Annotated in this window: 18 protein-coding genes; 2 read left to right on the top strand and 16 right to left on the bottom strand. The window is 55.0% G+C overall.

Annotation, left to right across the window (positions count from 1 at the left end; translation table 11 throughout):
• Window positions 1-4: 4 nt before the first annotated feature.
• From AC3A5O_RS07800 to AC3A5O_RS07780, 5 genes are all read right to left on the bottom strand, one after another.
• Window positions 5-373, bottom strand: coding sequence for a head decoration protein (locus AC3A5O_RS07800; RefSeq protein WP_487753053.1), 369 nt, complete (start codon window positions 371-373; stop codon window positions 5-7).
• 8 nt (window positions 374-381) lie between these two features.
• Window positions 382-1,218, bottom strand: a complete 837-nt coding sequence (locus tag AC3A5O_RS07795) for a phage protease (RefSeq protein WP_487753052.1) — start codon at window positions 1,216-1,218, stop codon at window positions 382-384.
• 601 nt (window positions 1,219-1,819) lie between these two features.
• The gene (locus AC3A5O_RS07790) at window positions 1,820-2,365 is read right to left on the bottom strand and encodes a restriction endonuclease (RefSeq protein ID WP_487753051.1); all 546 of its coding nucleotides are present in this window, start codon (window positions 2,363-2,365) and stop codon (window positions 1,820-1,822) included.
• Between the two features lie 72 nt (window positions 2,366-2,437).
• Window positions 2,438-4,075 carry an endonuclease NucS domain-containing protein gene (locus tag AC3A5O_RS07785; protein WP_487753050.1) on the bottom strand — a complete coding sequence of 546 codons (1,638 nt, stop codon included), beginning with the start codon at window positions 4,073-4,075 and terminating at the stop codon, window positions 2,438-2,440.
• Window positions 4,076-4,122: 47 nt separating this feature from the next.
• On the bottom strand, window positions 4,123-5,025 hold the full coding sequence (locus tag AC3A5O_RS07780; protein WP_487753049.1) for a hypothetical protein: 903 nt from the start codon (window positions 5,023-5,025) through the stop codon (window positions 4,123-4,125).
• Between the two features lie 496 nt (window positions 5,026-5,521).
• On the opposite strand from AC3A5O_RS07780, the gene AC3A5O_RS07775 reads away from it, so the two are divergent.
• Window positions 5,522-6,274 carry a hypothetical protein gene (locus AC3A5O_RS07775; protein WP_487753048.1) on the top strand — a complete coding sequence of 251 codons (753 nt, stop codon included), beginning with the start codon at window positions 5,522-5,524 and terminating at the stop codon, window positions 6,272-6,274.
• An 86-nt stretch (window positions 6,275-6,360) separates the two neighbouring features.
• On the opposite strand, the gene AC3A5O_RS07770 is transcribed toward AC3A5O_RS07775, so the two are convergent.
• The 10 genes from AC3A5O_RS07770 to AC3A5O_RS07725 form a co-directional block, all read right to left on the bottom strand.
• Entirely contained in the window at window positions 6,361-7,179 is an 819-nt protein-coding gene (locus AC3A5O_RS07770; protein ID WP_487753047.1) for a hypothetical protein, read from the bottom strand.
• Between the two features lie 419 nt (window positions 7,180-7,598).
• A complete protein-coding gene (locus AC3A5O_RS07765; RefSeq protein WP_487753046.1) occupies window positions 7,599-8,081 on the bottom strand; it encodes a phage virion morphogenesis protein in 483 nt (160 codons plus the stop codon).
• Between the two features lie 110 nt (window positions 8,082-8,191).
• A complete protein-coding gene (locus tag AC3A5O_RS07760; RefSeq protein WP_487753045.1) occupies window positions 8,192-8,992 on the bottom strand; it encodes a phage head morphogenesis protein in 801 nt (266 codons plus the stop codon).
• Between the two features lies 1 nt (window position 8,993).
• Window positions 8,994-10,376 (bottom strand): DUF935 domain-containing protein, encoded by a 1,383-nt coding sequence (locus AC3A5O_RS07755; RefSeq protein ID WP_487753044.1) that lies wholly within the window; start codon window positions 10,374-10,376, stop codon window positions 8,994-8,996.
• On the bottom strand, window positions 10,373-11,977 hold the full coding sequence (locus AC3A5O_RS07750; RefSeq protein ID WP_487753043.1) for a hypothetical protein: 1,605 nt from the start codon (window positions 11,975-11,977) through the stop codon (window positions 10,373-10,375). Before AC3A5O_RS07750 ends, AC3A5O_RS07755 begins: the two co-directional genes overlap by 4 nt.
• The gene (locus AC3A5O_RS07745; protein WP_487753042.1) at window positions 11,974-12,525 is read right to left on the bottom strand and encodes a phage protein Gp27 family protein; all 552 of its coding nucleotides are present in this window, start codon (window positions 12,523-12,525) and stop codon (window positions 11,974-11,976) included. The genes AC3A5O_RS07750 and AC3A5O_RS07745 overlap by 4 nt, the downstream gene beginning before the upstream one ends.
• A 2-nt stretch (window positions 12,526-12,527) precedes the next feature.
• Window positions 12,528-12,821, bottom strand: a complete 294-nt coding sequence (locus AC3A5O_RS07740; protein ID WP_487753041.1) for a VpaChn25_0724 family phage protein — start codon at window positions 12,819-12,821, stop codon at window positions 12,528-12,530.
• Window positions 12,818-13,123 carry a DUF2730 family protein gene (locus AC3A5O_RS07735; RefSeq protein WP_487753040.1) on the bottom strand — a complete coding sequence of 102 codons (306 nt, stop codon included), beginning with the start codon at window positions 13,121-13,123 and terminating at the stop codon, window positions 12,818-12,820. Before AC3A5O_RS07735 ends, AC3A5O_RS07740 begins: the two co-directional genes overlap by 4 nt.
• A 27-nt stretch (window positions 13,124-13,150) precedes the next feature.
• Entirely contained in the window at window positions 13,151-13,369 is a 219-nt protein-coding gene (locus AC3A5O_RS07730) for a DUF7940 domain-containing protein (RefSeq protein WP_487753039.1), read from the bottom strand.
• The gene (locus AC3A5O_RS07725) at window positions 13,366-13,866 is read right to left on the bottom strand and encodes a structural protein (RefSeq protein WP_487753038.1); all 501 of its coding nucleotides are present in this window, start codon (window positions 13,864-13,866) and stop codon (window positions 13,366-13,368) included. Before AC3A5O_RS07725 ends, AC3A5O_RS07730 begins: the two co-directional genes overlap by 4 nt.
• A gap of 398 nt (window positions 13,867-14,264) precedes the next feature.
• On the opposite strand from AC3A5O_RS07725, the gene AC3A5O_RS07720 reads away from it, so the two are divergent.
• On the top strand, window positions 14,265-15,500 hold the full coding sequence (locus AC3A5O_RS07720) for a hypothetical protein (protein WP_487753037.1): 1,236 nt from the start codon (window positions 14,265-14,267) through the stop codon (window positions 15,498-15,500).
• A gap of 220 nt (window positions 15,501-15,720) precedes the next feature.
• On the opposite strand, the gene AC3A5O_RS07715 is transcribed toward AC3A5O_RS07720, so the two are convergent.
• On the bottom strand, window positions 15,721-16,320 hold the full coding sequence (locus AC3A5O_RS07715) for a hypothetical protein (protein WP_487753036.1): 600 nt from the start codon (window positions 16,318-16,320) through the stop codon (window positions 15,721-15,723).
• Window positions 16,321-16,578 lie beyond the last annotated feature (258 nt).

Genomic DNA, 16,578 nt, shown 5'->3' with positions numbered 1-16,578 from the left:
CCGGTTAGAGGGTGGCGCGGGCGACGATGCCCAGGGCGTTGAGTTCGTCGAGGGCGACGGCTTGCTGGGCTGGGGTGATGCCGACGGGCCAGACCAAGTGCGCTATGGCAAGGACGGCGCCGCGGGCGATGACCACGCCGGGTTGATCGCCAGCCGTGGCGTCTACGCGCTCGGCCAGAACGGCGGCGGCTTTTTTTGCGGCGCCGTTGCCAGCAGGATCGAGGGCTTGGTATTTGCCGGCGACTTTGGCGAGTACCTGACCGAGTGGGTAGTCGGTGCCGGCGAGCATGGTGACGTTGCTTTTGGTCCAGCCGGGGCTGACTTGGAGCAGCAGTAAGTCGCCCAGGTCTTTGGGTTGGTTGAAGGTGGCCATGGGGGTTCCTAGCGTTGGGCGCGGGCGGCGGCATCGGCGAGTAAAGGATTGGTGGGGGCGGCATTGGGTTGGCCGGTGCGGGCCTTGGTGGCGACTTCGGTGAAGCTGACGGGGTTGGTCAGGTCGTTGAAGAGGGTTTTGAGGCCGACGCTTAGGGGCTGGCGTTGGTCGCCCTCGCCGAACTCCAAGGGGGTTGTGCCGGATTGCACGGCGTCGAGGGCGGCAATGACGATTGGGGCGTGCAGCGGCTTCATGCCGGCGGCGACCAGTTGTTCGGCGTAGGCGACACTGGCGCTGTGGAGGGTTTGTTGGGCGGTGATACGGGCGGCGTTTTCGCGTTGGGCGAGTTCGGCTTTTAGGCGTTTGTTCTCTGCTTCTAATGCAGCGGCGCAGGACGTGGGTTGTAGGCCGCCTTCGCTGAATTCGATGATGCCGGGTTCACCTTCGGCCAGTTCGATGGGGCGCAGGCCTTTGACGGCTGGCGGTTGGGCGCCGAGGAAGCCGACGTGGCGCAGGTAGTAGACGCCGGGCGCGGGGTTGTTGGCTGCGGTTGGGTGGTAGAAGGACGCGGAGATTTTTTTGTAGCTGCCCTTGGCGATTTGCTCGGCGAAGGAGGCGTCGATTTGTTGGGGTTCGGCGATGAGGCCGTGGGCGGTGGCGGACAGGGATTTGACCCAGCCTGCGGCCGGGGCGTCGTGTTGTGGGTGGCCAATGACCAGGGGGGCTTCGTGGAGCGACGGGTTGTAGGCGGTGACGGTGGCGGCCAGGTCGGCTTCGGTGAAGTTGTAGGTGGTGCCGCATTGGGCAGTGTGGGTGCCGGGTTTGAAGATGTGGAGTGGGTTCATGGGGCTGCGCCGTTGGGAGATGGTGTGCGCAGTTTTAGGTGTTTGGCGGATTGGGGCTTTTAATCAGATTTAGAGAAGACTGGATGGGGCAGCTTGTAGACGTGTCGAGTTGGTGTGCAACGTCACGAATGAAAGGTTAGACGGTCATCAGGGCAGTTAGATTTTCAGGCAATCGAAGTTGATCTGCGATGGTGAGGTGAACCATTGATGCCCAACACGGCTAGGGGTCTTTATAAAACGTTTACGCCTAGTTTTTTGTTTTATCGTGAGTCGAGGCATGGTGGGTGGCTAATCGCACCTGGCACGAGCTTCTGCAATCGACCCCAAAGAGAGCGGAGACTAGCATTGGTCAGTGATCTCTTTGTGTGTCCGTCTAGAGGTTTCATTCACCGTGTAATTTGACTGAGCATCGTAAGGAAGGGGCATGGCACTAGTGCACTCAACGCCACCAAAGGTAACGAGTGTTGTGCCTCAGGACGCCTTGGCCATTCCATAAGGAGGGGCACAGCGAATGGCGCAGCGTCCAGTTTGCCATTGATTTACCAAGACAACGGTTGCCGCCGTTACCATGGTTTAGAACGCCTCGATCTGTCAGCCAGAACTACGTCTGCTCGTCATCAAAAAGGTAACGTTTGAGATATTCCCCGTGCTCCTCAGAAACGACTGAATAACGGTTGTCATCAATTAGCCATCCGGAAACAGGCGGAAGCTTCGCCCACGGCGGCGGTTCAACCGGTTCACTCCCGAACGATTTGGTGAAATACACGCTCCGGCCATCCACGACTTTTACCGTAGCGATTTTATGCACTTTCGCATATTTCAGGGCGCCGGATTGAAAACCAGACGTCGTGAATACAGCGCACTTCTGAGCTCCCACTGAATGCATTTTGTCGTAAAGGGCTTGGAGCGTCTCCCGTTTCACTGGATTCTTGTAGTGTTTACACTCAACAAGGACCAAAAACTCCATCCCCAGGTAAGCGAATCGAGCTGATACGTCGATTTCGTAGTCACCGTCTACGCCAGGGATAACCTCTCGGTGCTCCGATCGATAGTCGAGAAGCGAGTTCCCCATCGCATCGAGCATGGAGCGTACATGTCGCTCAAATTCGATGGGGGTAAGCGTTAATTGAGGGTATCTTTCGTCCATTGACATCCTCCCTAGCGGTTGCAGACTCGTAAATTCAGGGGATCTTGATCGTAATCCAAGTGTGTAACCCTCTTATTTTAGAAGTCCCATGGAGCAGCCCTTTACAACTTCGACCAGCTCCCTGCCGAATTCTTTGTGCGAGCTGGAAAAGTCATTTAAAGTTAATGGGTCATTATTCGAAAAAGAACTCGAAACAATTCGACCATCTTTTAGTGTGGCCCGGAATACACTTTCGTCCACCTTTCCTGGATTTATGATTTTATAAACCTCGTATTCAATTCCTAGAATATTGCATGCCAAACTTTCCCGGTGATGCTGTTCGCCAAAGGCGAGCATTACGAAGTAATCTTCTACCGAATCGTATGAGCTCTCAATCCATTCGGCAGCACTGATCTTTGATTTTATACCGTCCCAAGCTAACTGGCCTAAATATACGATTGTCTGCCTCTCGCCTGAAAGTACTAATTGGAAGCCCGGTTGGTATCTGAAATCATTTTCACCGAAGATTTTAGCCAGCCCAATCAATATATTTACGGGATTGTAGAGGTGAATTGATATTGTCGGGCCGGATGAGTCAGCTTCTACCTCCCTTATCAACGCCTCAAAAAAGGATACCCATTTTTCGCTTCCCATGAGAATCAAAAAAATATCGTTTTTAAATTTATTCCAGCTGGGTGGATATTTAGGGGACGAGGTGCCATAAAGATAATAAGTAGCACCTCCTTCTGCTTTTGTGAATTCAGATATAAGCTGGTCATCAGGCAGCAGATCAATATTTTTTTGGTAGCGTCCGCTTCGCGCAGCCACTGCAATTGACCAGCCCAACTCGTCCATCAGCTTGAGCTTTTCAGGATAACCGATTTCTACAGTATCGTGACCGCTAATATTGTCCATCAACGCGCAAAGAAAGTTCTCATCAAGATCATCCAAATCTTCATCCCATGCTAACGATTGCATTATCAGCTTGGACTCTTCGGTTTCTGGGTTTGAGATCGGCGAAGAGAAACCAAAATATATGCCGTGAGGATAAATGATTTCACTGTCACTTCCCTTATAGTCCGCTACCAGGATTACAAAGTCTGATAATTGCGACTGCAGTGCAGCACTTACAACAATATCAACCCCTTTGTTTCTTTTTGCTACGCTCTTATATAATATAAGGCTTTGCTGCCTACTGATAGATAGTCCGCTCTCTAAATGAACTGGAGAGAATTTAGTGCAGCTGACGACCTCGCCGGTATTAGTCGCTGAAATGACGTATCCAGCCGTCGGAACTTCGCATGTGTTCTGGTATTCAGAAAATGGGACCGCTAGCTCTTTCCATTCGGTTGAGATTAATAGAGCTCGAATTTTTTCAGCAGGAACCCCTAAGGAGGATCGAAGCAACGCTACATATTTTGTTAGCTCATGTAAGGCGGCCCTCGCTGCTTGATCACTTCTTTTGATTTCTATAATTACGTAGTGGCCGAGGCTGTCCTTTGCAAGGATGTCTATGCTCCCGCCCGAGCCGAGGCTGTTGGGTAACCTATATTCTTTACGAATAAGAATTAGATCTGATTCGATTGTGTTTAGGTTGATCGCCAGGAAATCCCTGATTCGTTCCTCAAGTCTGTTCACTATTTTTTCTCTATTGGGGGCTTGAGTAATTGTAAAAATTATCGATAGTAGAGTGTTTGTTTTGAATCTCGATGCCAAAAAAAGCGTTGGCATACTTGAAAATGTCCTCTTGCCCAAGCATCAGGAGTCGTTCGCTTGTGTTACGAACCTCCCATAATTGCCTTAATATCTCTAACCACCTTTCCTACATCTACTTCGGTGGAAGATGAACCGACGCTTGCCTCAAACACGGTTGTGGCCCTGTCTGCGGCCCGCTGACCTTTTCCAGAATCGCCAGTAGCTTGGGAGACCGACGCTGCCGTGGCAGCGTTGACAATCTCTTTTCGCTGCTCAAGCGATGCATTCGCAGGCGTGGCTTGGGTGATCGCGTCCGCTGTTGCCTTCACTGCCGTTTGGTTACCGTTGGTTGCAACTGATGTTGCCGCTGCGCCTGACGCGACAGCCGTCGCCGTAGTGGTATTCGTCACGTTAGGATTGGTGCTCTGGAGAATGTTAGGGGTTGCGTCGCTGCTCCCTAGCTCCACCACTGGGCCCAAAGGTTTTTCATTGGGCCCAACAACACCTTTTGTTAGATTTAATTCTTGTGCAATGAGTACCGCCGCCATTTCGGCAGCCTTGTTGATCATTCTTGTATAGTCGGCAGGCGAGATGGTATTTTCATTTGCATAGGCCATGCATAAGCCTGATGCCATTGCCTCATAAAGCATCATCCCCTGCGTTTTCTGCGCGACGTTCACGACTGTTTTTGCTGCGCTTTCCGCGAAGTTATTGCTCACTTGTGGCTGGGTTCCCCCTGCTTTCACCGCAGCCGTAAGGCTATTGCTCAGCGACGCCCCCACATTCTCCGCCACACCTGCTGGCGGTTCTCCACAGGTGCGGTTAGTGGTGTTATTTACGACAAATATTCGGCGATCGGCGGTAGTCGTGACGGTGACGAATTTAGCTTTGTGGTCGATGACTGTGACAATTGCAGGGTCGGTCATGCGGTCGGTGACGCAACCAGTGGTGGCAAGGACTGCTGCTACAAGCAATGGGGCTCTCATGGGGCTTCTCCTTGATGGCTTTTTGCTTCCATTTGGTGAGAGTAGAACATATTCCAGAACCTGCATTCTCAATGTGGTGTCCTAGAAACACCCGTACCGAGTGAGAGGCGATGGAGCCCTACGTAGCGGTTTCCAAATGTGCTAATGCTAAATTGGGAATGGTCACGTCAGCTTCGGGTCGCAGTTACCTTACTCTTGGCTGGGAAGACTTCCCCCTTTACTGTCTCAGCTTCACGGGATGTGGCGTGGCTAATAGTTGTCTTCGTCGAAGCGCTATCGACCCGAAGCGGTGATTGGAGAGGACCGTTACCGCTTAGAAACGGATGGCGCCTTGAGAAGTGGTTTCGATTAACAGCTAGTAGTCAGACTATCGCTACGCCACGCTCTAATACTTTTTAAGAACGCTAAGCAACTTGAGGTATCTCTCCGCAATGAATCCAGCTAAGATCCCAATTGATGTTGAACAGTCAATACCCATTGAATATAGAGAGTTCTTATGGCTAGATGTTATTTTCCCGGCTGTGAAAGTCATGCAAACACCAAAGAGCATATTCCGCCACAGTCATTTTTTCCAGACTCTAAAAAAGTAAACCTAATGACGGTAAAGTCATGCAAGGTGCACAATAATGAAAAAACAAAGGATGACATATATGCCCTTGCCAATATTTGTGTGAACTGCATATCCGATGAGCCAAGCAATGCAGCAGAGGTTTTTGAATCCAGCGTTAAGCCTCAATTGATGCATAACAATCAAACATTATTCAATAAAATATTCAAGGATCTAACCAAGCAACCTCGTGGGTATCGATTTTCGGTTGATTCTGAGAGACTAAATTCTTTCTTTGACTGCCTTACTCACGGCGTTCTATATAAAAAGACAAAGAAAAAAATCAACCCCGAAAGCTATAGAGTGCAACATCTTTATATGAATCTTGACGAACAAAGCTCCGACGGCTCCCATGAGTATTTAAAGGCAATGAAGGGGTACTGGAAAACCCACCTCTTGAGCGGAGGGCCCATTGAGGAAGTCTTGAACTTCAGAATTAAAGATGTTAAAGGGTACAGTCATGATATTTATAAAGTTAAAATCATGGGCACTGATTTTTTAAGTTCTGCAGAGCCAGATGAGTTTCAATCGTCCATTTCAGTAATTCATGAGTTTTACGGCCACTTCGTTGTGGTTTCAGCCCTGACACGAGTTGCAAATTTTGAGAATACCCCCGTATCCATACGGCCTGTATTTACCTAATAAACTACATCTTTGAAAGGGCGGCATTTACGCCGCCCGATTTAGAGCTCAGCCCTTTTGGCCGCTCACCGTTGTACCCTTGGGCCTTAGTTTGCTTTTGCCACAAACTCAAAAACGTACTCGCCTACTTTTAGATTTGAGCTAGAGTTCAAATGAAGATTGCATCCACGCATGCTGGGCGTCCCAGGCTTAGCTGATATTATAGATGAATCATCATATGGAGAGAGCACAAGCGTTGCGGATACAACAGGAATGGATTGAAAAGATGGATTGAATTTAATCCCTGCGGTCGCAATTCTGGTAGGTCTTAAAACTTGTATTCTTACCATGCCGCTCTGCTCAAACTCGTCTGAGCTAGTTGTTTCTTGATAATACTTCATTGCAGGTGCGTCGGCATCAATATTTGGAAATAGCGACTTTATCTGACTTTCTCTTATCCCGCGCCCCAACTCGTCAAGCTGGTTTTTTAGAGCGGAAACCTCTTGAAGAAGTTGTTGCGTGTCTTCCACTCCGGCATTTTGGATTGACTGCTCCAACTCGCTCAGCCGTTCATATACTTCACGCTTACTCTCGGCTACCTGCCCATCTCCGCCGCCGCTATCTATCCAGTAACTAACGGCACGCTGAACGATTTCAGTTATATTTACCTGTACACCAGCGACGAGTGTTTCTATCTTTGTAACCGTTTCATTTGTCTTGTCGGATGCCTGCGTTGACTTAACATAAAACTGCCATGAAAGCCAAGCCATAAAAACTGAAAGTATAAGCGCAGCAATTGCCAAGCCGAATGAAATAAGAGAAAACATGTCCAACTCATATCGAGGACTTGCTCCACTCACTGTTTCGGCTGCGCAGATCGTTGGGGTTAATACGCCGAATACCACACTTTGATACTTAAGAAACATCTGCATTCCTTCGCTTGCATGACCAAGCCATATTGTGAGAATAAAATTTGGATAATCACCCGGAGAGTGAATGTTTCTCCGCTTCCACTTAGCAGCCCTTCTTTTTACACCGAGGCAAGTCGGCGACGTTTTTGATCTGACCATGCTCCATTGCAAATCGAATAGAAGCATATAGCCATTACCGATGCCAAAGCTAGTAGAAATGGTCTAGCAGAGCGTACTGCCGGCTTTTGGCTGTGGCCAGCCCTCATGAGCCCGTACCCGGTGGTGGTGCATCTGAGTCGGATCGCATCATCTCAGCTGTCGGTCCTGTTCCTTGCCGATGGATAAGATCCGATCTCCCAAGGCGATAAGGTTTAAGCGTACGTGGACGTTTACAAGTTGCACATCAAGCCTTCAATGGCTAAGCCTATGCAACGTTATCGAACAATCTCGGTAGCGAATTTCAAATGGTCCAGCGCTAAATCGAGGATGGCTTTTTCCGCTTCAGGCTGCGGGTTGCCTTCAGCATCCATGGGCAAATACGGCCGCCCCGGAATATCACCCCACAGTTGCGGAAAGTCAGCTTGATTACCTCCGAACTGCATCATCGCCGCATAAGGTTTGTTAGTGCCCACCAGCGCCGAGCTGTCAGAAGCCTGAGTGATAATTGAGGCAGCCAAACCGGCGGCGCTGACTTGCAGCATCTTTCCAGGCCAGTGGCCAGTTTCGGCTCGGCGTCCAATGGTCACGTCGGAGAGTTCGTGCCACTGGGGCCGGCCTTCATGTTCGAAGTTTTCCTCGGTTTGACTGGCAAGTTCGGCGGCTAGGCTGTGCATCAGCGGTGTTAGGTCGCCGATGGTCTGCTCCACTTTGCTAAGGGTTTGCTGCAGGTGTTGGTGGTCTAGTTCGATGATGAACATGGGATGCCTTCCATTTTGGTTTGCGGTGGGTCAGGAAGTATTGGTTGGGCTGGGTTTGGGGCTGCTGTGCAGCCCAGCGGGAGCAAGCTCCCTCGCCACGGGAACGTGTGTTAATTCAGGCCGGTGCCGGGTGCGTGGTTGAAGCCTGGGTCGGTACGGAATGTGATGCTGTTGCCCTGGGCGTTGATGATTCGGATGCCTCCTACGGTTGCTGTTCTGATTCCCCCGGTGCGTTTGTTGGTGCCGGTCTCGACGGTTTCGGTGAAAGTCTTCCCCTGGCTGGAGATGACGGTAAGGCCACGGCGTTTGACGGCGGCTTCGCTCAGGGCGATGACGCGGCAGCGGCAGTTAAATCCGTTGGGCGGAAAGATGGTTGACCAGATGGGGTCGTCGTGGCGAAAGACCTGGCCGTGCATGGCGCGGTGGCTGCTGCGGGTTTTGCCGTCGAGGACGGCGATGTACATCCAGTACGGGTGGGTCTCGGTGGTCTGTTCCATGGCAGCTTTGCGGCCAGCCATGTAGGCGCTTTGCAGGTTGGTCTGGTAGATGGTTTTGAGCCGACGCGGGCTGCCCAATTGGACGGTTTCGGCGGTGCCTTGGCTATCGACGATGACTTGCCGGCCCCACCAGCCTTGGGCTTGTAGGACGGGTTTGAGGTTGGCGGTGAATTGCTGGAGGGTTTGGCCTTGTTGGAGGGCGCTTTCCAGGGCGGCGCGGATGTCGGTGAGCAGGTCCAGGCGCATGGCTTTGGCGACGGTGAACGCGTGGTCGTGGGCCTGGTCGAGGATGTCTTGCCAATGCCAAGTGATGGTGTAGCCCTTGGCTTTCAGGTAGGCGATGGCGTTGGCGGGTTCGAGGCCGAAGATGACCTTGAGGTCCGCAGGGTCGAGCTGCTTTGCGGGACTGCCCATGTCAGTCTTCCCGGTCTGCGGTGGTGCTTAGGCGGCCCCAGGTGTTGGCCATGAACATCAGGTTGGCGAGGTTTTCAGTCAGTTGGTTTAAGGGCTCGGATGGCAGGCTATCGATGGCCTGATCGAGGGCTGCTTGATCCGGCGCCCGGTGTTGTGTGTTCTCGGCAAATGCGGGTTTGTCGCCCTGGGGCGGTGTTTGTTGTAGGTCACCATCCTGCAGGTTGTAGGTGCGCTGCCAATAGGCGTTGGTGAACTTTACCCCGGACTCGGTCAGTGCTTTGTCGCGCTGGGCCAGGGATTTGTCGATTTCTTCTTGTTGCCACAGCGCGTAGCGCGGTGCGACGACGTGTGGGCCGAAGTTGAGGTCTACGACGTGGCGGATGCAGGCGTTGAGCGCGCTGGCAACGATGGCGGCGTCGCCGTCGCGGATGTCTTGGGTGACTTCGGCACCGGCCGCGGCGCTGGCGTGGTTGGTGTCTTTTTCGGTGGTCTGGTTTTGCCCGAGCATGGCGACGTTGATTTCGCTGCGGCAGTATTCGAGCAGTTGGCGGTAGACGTCGGCGCTGCCGGCTTTGCCGGCAGCTTCGATGATTTGCACGCTGGCGTCGTCGGGGATGGCGGCGACGGCGTCTTGGACCATGGCTTCGAGGCTGTCGAGCAGCAGTTCGGTTTCGCCGTCGGTGGCGCCGCGTGGGTGTTGGCCGATGACCCAGGGGCTGCCGTACTTTTCGGTGAACTGTACCCAGAACTTGAGGCCGCCTTTCATGAAGGTGGCCGGCCAGAAGCACATGCTCAGGTCTGGGAAACCGTAGGGGTTGGCGTAGGTCGCGTCTTGGCGAGCCACGACGAAGCGTTGCGGGTCGCAGAGCTCGCCGTCTGGGCCGGTGTCTTTGGCGCGAAAGCGCAGCGCGTTGTCTTTGTCGTAGAAGAACCATTCAGCCGGCTTGCCGAGCAGGTCTTGCGGTACCCAGTGCCTGCCCTGGGGCTGCCATAGCAGTTCGATGGGCTGGTAGCCGAACAAGGGGGCGTCGAGCATTTCGCGGATGATGCGGTCCAGGTCGAGGTCGGCGAGCCAATCGGTGATGAAGCGTTCAACGTTACGAGTGGTTTGTTCGCGTTGCAGGCCTCGCTCCAGTGACAGGACCGCGGCCTTGCGGCGGCGGATGTTGCCGCCGACAAGGGCTGAGCTGCGCAGGTCGCGGTAAATGGCGATGTCTTTGCCTTGGGCTTTGAGGATGGGATCGGGGTTGGGCAAGTGGCTGGTGAAGTCGCTGGCCTGTGTGCGACCACGGGTGGCTATTTGCTGTTTGAGCGAGGGCCTGCGCTTGGCCTCTGCGAAGCTTATGAACTCGGTGGGGCTGACCCATAGGCCGGTTGTGTTCATGCGTACCCCTGGGTGAGGTGTTGGCCCTGGCGCGGGCGCCGTGATTTGACGGTGACCGGGCCGCTGGCGACTTCCAGCGTGGCGAAGTTCGCCAGCGCGCCGGCACCGGCAAAGTCGCCGTGGCGGTAGAGGTCGGGGTCTTTGAGGTCTTGTTTGCGGGCTTTGACGATCATGGGGATGCCGTCGACGGTTTCGATGGCGCGGATGTCTTGGTGCAGCGAGTCGTCCCTGGGCAGCGTGAGGGTCGCGTCTTCGAACAGTTGAACGAATTTGGGCATCCAGGCGCCGTACCAGGCGCGAGTGATTTTGACTTGTTGGATGCGGTTGTGGCCGAACGCGTCGGCGGTGTCTTCGGCGAGTGTTTCGCCGCTGCCGGTGGCGTCCAGGGCCGCGCCGACGAAACGCGGCAGTCGGCGCAGGATGTAGAACAGGATCTGCTGTTGTTGCCGGGTGGGCACTTTGTGCATTTCCACGACGAACGGGACGTCGCGATGTCGTGCATGGTCAACGGACATCGGGCAGATGATGGAGAAGTCGCGGTGCCGGGCGTAGTCCATGCCTAGGAAGTGGCGGTGCTCGGGGCTGAGCGGTTGCAGTAGTGGCGCCAGGTAGCGCTCGATCCAGTCGTCGACGTAGGCCTCGCGCCGGTAGACCGGCTGTTGGGTGAAATCATCATCCAGGGCCAGGCGTAGAACGGTGCGACCGGGGCGCATGGCTTCTTCGATCCAGACGCCGGGGATGCAGACGCCGTTGCCGTCGCGGGGGATGGCGTCGAGTTCTTCGCGCATTTGTGCTTTGCGCGGGCCGTAGGCGTTGCGGATTTGTTTGTACCAGGCCTCTTTGTCTTCGGCCGTGGCGACCTTGCCGGCCATGAAGCAGACCCGTTCAAACAGGCCGTTGGCGACGGCGTCGTCGAAGGTGGCGCGAAAGACCTGGGCGCTGCTGCCGTAGCGCTGGTCGCGGATGTCGCTGACCATTTGGTTGAAGGCGTTGGCTTTGCCGTTGTGGGTGCTGATGATGACGATCCGGCCGCCCCAGATCAGCAGCGCGGTGGCGGCATCGAGCACGGCAGAGACGTCGCGGTGGAAGGCGGCCTCGTCGATGATGACTTTGCCTTGCAGGCCGCGAACGCCGGCCGGGTTGCTGGAAAGCGCGACGATTTTGAAGCCCGAGGCGTAGCGGATGCGGTAGGCGTTGATGTGGCGGGTGTTGCCGGCGTCGTCTTGGTCCTGGAAGAGGAATTCTTCGATCTGGCTGACGCCGGAGGCTTGGGCTTCGGCGATGACGCGGCTGAATTTGGCGCAGTAGCCGATGAACTCCAGGCCCTTTTCTTTGGTGTCGCCGATGTAGAAGCAGTCCATGCCGCCGGCCACTTTTTGCGAGGCGGCGGTGATGACGCAGTCCAGTGCTTCGGCGAAGGTGATGCCAGTGCGGCGGCCTTTTTCACAGAGTTTGATGTGGGCGTCGATGGCCAGCCATTGGGATTGGTGCGCCATGAGGATGCCTTCGGCCAGCGGGTTGTAGCCTTCGGGGATCTCGCGGACGCTGGGCGGCAGTTCGTCCCATTCGATGACGCGCAGTGTGCTGGAGGACGGTTTCATGGTTTGACGCCGAGGAACTTCTGGCGCCAGAACCGGGCTTGGTCTTCGGTCATGCCTTGGGCTTTGACGGCGTTGTCGAGTTCGGCGGCTTGCTCTTGGAGCAGGCGTTCACGGGTGGCTTTTTCGATGGCTTGGCGTTCTTTGACGCTGAGGGTGCGGGCTTCCATGGTGGCTTTGGCGGCGCGGGCCAGCGCGGAGACTTCGGCGATGGTGACGTCGTCTTTTTCGTGGGCGCCCATGGCGGCTTGGTAGGTCAGGGTTGAGATGGCTTCGACGAGTAAGGCGCCGGTTTTGTCGGTGGCGTCTTCACCGAAGGCGCCGACGAAGGCTTCGGCCATTTCGCGTTGCTGGCGGGCCTTGTCGATGAGTTCGTCGAAGCCGACTTTGAAGCGGCCCAGGGCGCTGCGGCTGGGGGGCTTTTCGTTGGGGAAGCGCCGTTGGATGTCGGCGAGCATGTCGTCGAGGGTCAGACGGTCTTCGCGCAGGAGCTTTTGTAGGTAGGCCTTGACGATGGGCGGCAAGCGGTTGATGGAGGATTTGCCAGCCATGGTCAGGCCCCCGGGCGTTTGATGCCGGGCACGCGGGCGCGACCGGCGGCGATGTCTTGGCCGCGTTCGGTGAGGGTCGCGACCAGTACCGGGCCGATGTCAGCGAGGGTGACGGCGCCCTGTTCGGTGAGCCAGTGCAGTTCGGTTTTGATTTGGTCGCGGCTGGCGGTGTGGCCGAAGTTGTCGAGGGCGGTGTTGAGGACGGAGCTGTTGGCGCGGTAGCCAGGCATTTCAACCAGCAGCCGCAGGATGACCAGGCGCATGTCGTGGCGCAGGTAGTCGGCGTAGAGGGTCATGTTTTTTCTCGCAGCAGGTAGTCGTTGATGCGGTCCAGGGATCGGGCCAAGGGGCTGAGGGCGTCTTTGACGCCGGAGAGTTCGGCGCGGATGGCTTTCATGTCTCCCAAAAGGTCGGTAACCGCCGACGGGTCTGGCAGGTGCCGGACGTGTTCTTCGAGGGCGACGATGCGGGTGCGCAGTTCGAGCAGTTCTTGGGTGCTGGCGGTTTGGCGTTTGGTGATCCAGGTGTAGAGGGCGAGTACGGTCAGGACCAGCCACTGGACGGTTTGGAAGCCGAAGTTGAGTTCGTTGAGGTTCATTCAAGGCTCCGGGTCTGAGACGGTGGCTTAGCGCTGTGGCGGTCGGTCTGGGCCTTGTTTGATCAGGCGTGCGACGAACAGGAGGATGGCCAGTGCGCTGTTGAGGGTGGCGTAGGCGTTGGGTGACAGCTGGAGTTGCCAGAGCGGCAATAGGTCCAGTTGGGCGAACGCTACCAGGGCGATGACTAAGCTGATTTGGAGGCTGTAGAGTCTGTAGCCTTGGCGCCAATCGGTGATCAGTCTCATGCCGCCGCCCCCTTGAATTTGCCGTGGACGATGCCGCGTTCGATGCCGGCCAGTGCTAGGCCGTCGGCGATGATGGTGTCGCCGTACCAGCGGCCGCCTGGTAATGGGCCCGCGCCGTTTTCGTGGCGGATGATGACGGTGACCAGGGCGCGCATGATTTCGAAGTCGTAGACGTCGACGCTGGCTACGTCGGGGTCCAGGCCCAGGGCGCGCGCGACGCTGATGACGTAGGCGTCGGTGTTGTTTTCTGAGGGGGGCGCCCAGCGTTCGATGATTTCGCGCACGGTGTCGATGGGGCTGCCGTCGGCGGCGTGGCGTTTGTCTTGGTAGGTGATGAGGACGCGGGCGATGGCGCGGACGCCCCAGCGTGGGTCGATGAATTGGACGTATTGGTTGTCGCTCTGGTTGGGGGCTGTGCCTTGCCAGCGGATGCCTTGGGTGTGGCGGATGTTGCCGGGGTTGTAGTTGCGGATGCCGCGGGGGTGTTCGGGTCGCATGGGGGTTGCCTCCAGTCGTGGCGCCCCTGGGGTTTGGGGCGCTGGATGTGCTCACGCCGCTATGGTGGGCGGCGTGGGCTGGAGGGGCTTTTAATCGGGTTTAGGGAGAACTATTAACCGAGCAAATATCCCGAGGCGCGGATAATAAGTAGCAATGGCCATAGGCTCTACGTAATCCAGCGTCTGTCCGATGACTTGTATGGGACGTGCTCTGCCGGTTTTGACCACGAAGAGTGATGGTCAAATCCAATGCATATGATCGATCAGGTCGAATGCAAACGGGTCGTCAACGCGCCATTACCCAGATCGGCTAAAATCATTCGCCGACGAGAGATTACGCGCTGAATTCAAGGATTCATCCTTGGGGATTCAGTCCCACGCCCGACCCAGGTATGCCCATGATCACCGAAATTCACGCAGACGACTTCCCGATGATCTATGCAAGGCTGGTCAAACGGTTTCCCAAAAAGCCATGGCTCAAGCGCACCCAGGATTTGAACCACGAACGTACAGCCAACCCCATTTCAATCCCTGGCTTGGAGATTGAAAACCGTATTGCTTATGGCCTCACCTGGTACGACTCGGGAGTACACCCAGAGGATTCGGAGCGTTGGGGAGCTGTGAAAGTGGCCATGGGTTTCGCTATTCAGGTCAATGCTCTGTGCGAGGCGGAGGCCCTAACCGGTTCCAACAGCCTTGCTGGGCGTGTAGCAGGAACCTTTAATAACCCAGCGGATCTACGGGCCATGGTGCTAGAACTGCATGCTGCAATTGGGCTGCACCGTAAGGGTCTTACCGTTGAGTGGCCTGAGACCACAAGCAGTAGCAGTGACACCTTCGACATTCTGGCCAAGGGGGGGCCAAATGATTCATTCGAAGTTGAGTGTAAGTCCTTCTCCCCTGACAAGGGGTTGAAGATCACTCAAAAAGAGGCGGAAGGATTTTTTGGTGTCCTCCTTCCCAAGCTGTCATCCACACTTGCATGCGGCGAAATTGTTGGTGTCTCGATCACAGTGCCGAAGAAGCTCCCTACCAGCAAGCCTGCGTTGGAGGATCTCTGTAATCAGGTCTGTGCTGCCATTCTCGGTAACTCACCCGGCATCGAAGGGATGTTTACTTTAGACAAGCTCCCAGTGAAGCCTTTCGCACATGGCGAGCTCAATGACCAGGAGAAATTGGCTGAGCTTTTCCACAAACACGTCCAAGGCCTAGCGAAAGCTGTAGGTTCGATGACTCTTGTCGCCACCACCCCCCAGCTCGCTTGTGTCCTCCTGACAGTCGAGAGTGAGGAAGGCGATCGCACCTTGAGGGCCTGGGAGGACTCTGCAAAGCATGCTATTCGACGTCAGATGAGCGGAGACCGACCCGGTTGCCTGTTCATCCGACTTGAGGGCATGTCTCACGAGGCGATGAAGTCAGTAAGCGCGGCACAACCAAACGTGCTTTCTGTGTTCGCGACTAAGATTCTGTCAAATGATCGGCATAAGCACGTTGCGGCCATCGTATTTGTGAGTGACTCCGAGTGGCTAGAAACTCCAGGCAAACCCCAGCGTGGGCAGAGTTGCACCTACGTCTTCAACAACCCGGGCGGTAGCTTTCCTAACTGTGGGATTGGTTCATATTTTATGGAGTGAATTCGATTGCATGTGCCACTGCCAATATGCTTAAAAACCAGCTTTCCATTGCGGCCCTCGATTTAACAGACGCCGATTAAGTTTGCAAAATGTCACTTCACTTGAGCACCCCCGATGCAATCAGGCGGTCAAGTGGAGTGTAATTTCGCAGATGCCAAACTGATGTAAAAAAGCCCTGCTAGGTGGCACGGGCTTTTGGGTGGGGCGAAAGCCGCTGAGCTTACTTCTTGTTTTTCTGGGTTTCCCGCAGGAAAACTTGCTCAGAGCGGCTGACTTGGTCTTTAACGGCCATCGACGCTTGGTCTTGCAGGTACGAAGGGGCGCTTTTAAAGATGCTGTCGCCGTAGCTGCTCCACTTGAGATAGGTTTCGTCTACAGCCCCTTTGACCGCGTTAGAGCTGGCCGACGGTACGTAAGACTTGTAGTAGTAGCTGCTAATGACCCTGCTCGAAGTAGATATGCACTCAACGAGTTTCCTCTCGGTCTTCTTCGTGTATTCGTAAGTAATGGGAATCTTCAGGCTACTGCGTTGCAGGTCGCAGTAAAAAAGCCCTCGGTCGATCAGTTCCACCAAGTTCTCGGCTGGCGTTGAAATTGGGCTGATGTAGCTCTTCAGTTGGTCTTCGTACGACAGCTTCGAATGCGTAACCATGCGGTCGATCTCTGCTTGTGAAGCTCCTCGCCGCTTCATGTCGGCGACCGTCTTATCCAGGGCTTCCTGAGCGATCTGCTCGTCTGTCCTTGGGACGTAAGCAGGTTGGGAGACACACCCGGCAAGAAGAACAAAGGTGATGGCAGCACAAGTCCATTTAGATCGCATAACGCTAAGGTTCCTATCAAAAACTGTTGGGTGGCGGCGCATCGCTTGTAATAGTAAAGATACATCAGTGAAACGAGAAAGCCTCTCGCGGCGCCTGTCGTATGCGTGATTTGTAGTGGCCTCGTTCCGTAGACTGATATGCAAACCGCATGTGCAAGCAGTTTTTCAGAGGGCTGGCTCGCTTGGGAATTGAGCGGTTTGAGGCTCATCAAGCATCCGTTCGTGGTGCGAGCAGCGCGAGGTATCTACGAGGTAGAT

Source organism: Pseudomonas sp. Soil_N_39, assembly GCF_057655955.1.
The sequence above is the reverse complement of the archived record's forward strand: the minus strand, read 5'-3'. Positions and strand labels throughout refer to the sequence as shown.

What these genes read in the sequence shown, in the direction of transcription:
- AC3A5O_RS07800 (WP_487753053.1), bottom strand. Translation starts at nt 373, where the DNA reads ATGGCCACCTTCAACCAACCCAAAGACCTGGGCGACTTACTGCTGCTC.
- AC3A5O_RS07795 (WP_487753052.1), bottom strand. Translation starts at nt 1,218, where the DNA reads ATGAACCCACTCCACATCTTCAAACCCGGCACCCACACTGCCCAATGC.
- AC3A5O_RS07790 (WP_487753051.1), bottom strand. Translation starts at nt 2,365, where the DNA reads ATGGACGAAAGATACCCTCAATTAACGCTTACCCCCATCGAATTTGAG.
- AC3A5O_RS07785 (WP_487753050.1), bottom strand. Translation starts at nt 4,075, where the DNA reads ATGCCAACGCTTTTTTTGGCATCGAGATTCAAAACAAACACTCTACTA.
- AC3A5O_RS07780 (WP_487753049.1), bottom strand. Translation starts at nt 5,025, where the DNA reads ATGAGAGCCCCATTGCTTGTAGCAGCAGTCCTTGCCACCACTGGTTGC.
- AC3A5O_RS07775 (WP_487753048.1), top strand. Translation starts at nt 5,522, where the DNA reads ATGGCTAGATGTTATTTTCCCGGCTGTGAAAGTCATGCAAACACCAAA.
- AC3A5O_RS07770 (WP_487753047.1), bottom strand. Translation starts at nt 7,179, where the DNA reads ATGTTTCTTAAGTATCAAAGTGTGGTATTCGGCGTATTAACCCCAACG.
- AC3A5O_RS07765 (WP_487753046.1), bottom strand. Translation starts at nt 8,081, where the DNA reads ATGTTCATCATCGAACTAGACCACCAACACCTGCAGCAAACCCTTAGC.
- AC3A5O_RS07760 (WP_487753045.1), bottom strand. Translation starts at nt 8,992, where the DNA reads ATGGGCAGTCCCGCAAAGCAGCTCGACCCTGCGGACCTCAAGGTCATC.
- AC3A5O_RS07755 (WP_487753044.1), bottom strand. Translation starts at nt 10,376, where the DNA reads ATGAACACAACCGGCCTATGGGTCAGCCCCACCGAGTTCATAAGCTTC.
- AC3A5O_RS07750 (WP_487753043.1), bottom strand. Translation starts at nt 11,977, where the DNA reads ATGAAACCGTCCTCCAGCACACTGCGCGTCATCGAATGGGACGAACTG.
- AC3A5O_RS07745 (WP_487753042.1), bottom strand. Translation starts at nt 12,525, where the DNA reads ATGGCTGGCAAATCCTCCATCAACCGCTTGCCGCCCATCGTCAAGGCC.
- AC3A5O_RS07740 (WP_487753041.1), bottom strand. Translation starts at nt 12,821, where the DNA reads ATGACCCTCTACGCCGACTACCTGCGCCACGACATGCGCCTGGTCATC.
- AC3A5O_RS07735 (WP_487753040.1), bottom strand. Translation starts at nt 13,123, where the DNA reads ATGAACCTCAACGAACTCAACTTCGGCTTCCAAACCGTCCAGTGGCTG.
- AC3A5O_RS07730 (WP_487753039.1), bottom strand. Translation starts at nt 13,369, where the DNA reads ATGAGACTGATCACCGATTGGCGCCAAGGCTACAGACTCTACAGCCTC.
- AC3A5O_RS07725 (WP_487753038.1), bottom strand. Translation starts at nt 13,866, where the DNA reads ATGCGACCCGAACACCCCCGCGGCATCCGCAACTACAACCCCGGCAAC.
- AC3A5O_RS07720 (WP_487753037.1), top strand. Translation starts at nt 14,265, where the DNA reads ATGATCACCGAAATTCACGCAGACGACTTCCCGATGATCTATGCAAGG.
- AC3A5O_RS07715 (WP_487753036.1), bottom strand. Translation starts at nt 16,320, where the DNA reads ATGCGATCTAAATGGACTTGTGCTGCCATCACCTTTGTTCTTCTTGCC.